We start from the raw sequence: 2,500 nt of genomic DNA on the forward strand, positions 1-2,500 counted from the left end.
TGAGTTCGGGATGGGATCAGGTGGTTCCAATGCTCTATGGTCGTCAAGAAATTCGGTAGCCAGCGCGTTTACCTTACGGTCAACGTTCCAGCGAATGGGTATGTAATAGATTTGTGTGTTGTGCAAACTTTCGGTTTGTATCGTCTTCACACACCGCAACTTGTCTGTTCTTGTCACCAAGAACGCAAATTGCTTGGGTGTTATATGGTCAAGCCTCACGGGCAATTAGTATTGGTTAGCTCAACGCCTCACAGCGCTTACACACCCAACCTATCAACGTCGTAGTCTTCGACGGCCCTTTAGGGAACTCAAGGTTCCAGTGAGATCTCATCTTGAGGCAAGTTTCCCGCTTAGATGCTTTCAGCGGTTATCTTTCCCGAACATAGCTACCCGGCAATGCCACTGGCGTGACAACCGGAACACCAGAGGTTCGTCCACTCCGGTCCTCTCGTACTAGGAGCAGCCCCTCTCAAATCTCAAACGTCCACGGCAGATAGGGACCGAACTGTCTCACGACGTTCTAAACCCAGCTCGCGTACCACTTTAAATGGCGAACAGCCATACCCTTGGGACCGGCTTCAGCCCCAGGATGTGATGAGCCGACATCGAGGTGCCAAACACCGCCGTCGATATGAACTCTTGGGCGGTATCAGCCTGTTATCCCCGGAGTACCTTTTATCCGTTGAGCGATGGCCCTTCCATACAGAACCACCGGATCACTAAGACCTACTTTCGTACCTGCTCGACGTGTCTGTCTCGCAGTCAAGCGCGCTTTTGCCTTTATACTCTACGACCGATTTCCGACCGGTCTGAGCGCACCTTCGTACTCCTCCGTTACTCTTTAGGAGGAGACCGCCCCAGTCAAACTACCCACCATACACTGTCCTCGATCCGGATAACGGACCTGAGTTAGAACCTCAAAGTTGCCAGGGTGGTATTTCAAGGTTGGCTCCATGCAGACTGGCGTCCACACTTCAAAGCCTCCCACCTATCCTACACAAGCAAATTCAAAGTCCAGTGCAAAGCTATAGTAAAGGTTCACGGGGTCTTTCCGTCTAGCCGCGGATACACTGCATCTTCACAGCGATTTCAATTTCACTGAGTCTCGGGTGGAGACAGCGCCGCCATCGTTACGCCATTCGTGCAGGTCGGAACTTACCCGACAAGGAATTTCGCTACCTTAGGACCGTTATAGTTACGGCCGCCGTTTACCGGGGCTTCGATCAAGAGCTTCGCGTTAGCTAACCCCATCAATTAACCTTCCGGCACCGGGCAGGCGTCACACCCTATACGTCCACTTTCGTGTTTGCAGAGTGCTGTGTTTTTAATAAACAGTCGCAGCGGCCTGGTATCTTCGACCGGCGTGGGCTTACGCAGTAAATGCTTCACCCTCACCGGCGCACCTTCTCCCGAAGTTACGGTGCCATTTTGCCTAGTTCCTTCACCCGAGTTCTCTCAAGCGCCTTGGTATTCTCTACCCAACCACCTGTGTCGGTTTGGGGTACGGTTCCTGGTTACCTGAAGCTTAGAAGCTTTTCTTGGAAGCATGGCATCAACCACTTCGTTAACTAAAAGTTAACTCGTCATCAGCTCTCGGCCTTAGAATCCCGGATTTACCTAAGATTCCAGCCTACCACCTTAAACTTGGACAACCAACGCCAAGCTGGCCTAGCCTTCTCCGTCCCTCCATCGCAATAACCAGAAGTACAGGAATATTAACCTGTTTTCCATCGACTACGCTTTTCAGCCTCGCCTTAGGGACCGACTAACCCTGCGTCGATTAACGTTGCGCAGGAAACCTTGGTCTTTCGGCGTGGGTGTTTTTCACACCCATTATCGTTACTCATGTCAGCATTCGCACTTCTGATACCTCCAGCAAGCTTCTCAACTCACCTTCACAGGCTTACAGAACGCTCCTCTACCGCATCATCCTAAGATGATACCCGTAGCTTCGGTGTATGGTTTGAGCCCCGTTAAATCTTCCGCGCAGGCCGACTCGACTAGTGAGCTATTACGCTTTCTTTAAAGGGTGGCTGCTTCTAAGCCAACCTCCTAGCTGTCTAAGCCTTCCCACATCGTTTCCCACTTAACCATAACTTTGGGACCTTAGCTGACGGTCTGGGTTGTTTCCCTTTTCACGACGGACGTTAGCACCCGCCGTGTGTCTCCCATGCTCGGCACTTGTAGGTATTCGGAGTTTGCATCGGTTTGGTAAGTCGGGATGACCCCCTAGCCGAAACAGTGCTCTACCCCCTACAGTGATACATGAGGCGCTACCTAAATAGCTTTCGAGGAGAACCAGCTATCTCCGAGCTTGATTAGCCTTTCACTCCGATCCACAGGTCATCCGCTAACTTTTCAACGGTAGTCGGTTCGGTCCTCCAGTTAGTGTTACCCAACCTTCAACCTGCCCATGGATAGATCGCCCGGTTTCGGGTCTATTCCCAGCGACTAGACGCCCTATTAAGACTCGCTTTCGCTACGCCTCCCCTATTCGGTT

The 2,500-nt window shown here is 51.7% G+C and carries 2 rRNA genes (both cut by a window edge); both read right to left on the minus strand.

The annotated features are described in order from the left end of the window. Window positions 1–48: ribosomal RNA gene (gene rrf / locus JQ848_RS19000) — 5S ribosomal RNA — on the minus strand; it reaches 68 nt to the left of the window's first position. A 156-nt stretch (window positions 49–204) separates the two neighbouring features. After that, window positions 205–2,500 (minus strand): 23S ribosomal RNA (locus JQ848_RS19005); it runs 598 nt beyond the window's last position.

This window comes from Pseudomonas paraversuta, assembly GCF_904067025.1.
GTDB classification, from domain to species: Bacteria; Pseudomonadota; Gammaproteobacteria; order Pseudomonadales; family Pseudomonadaceae; genus Aquipseudomonas; species Aquipseudomonas paraversuta.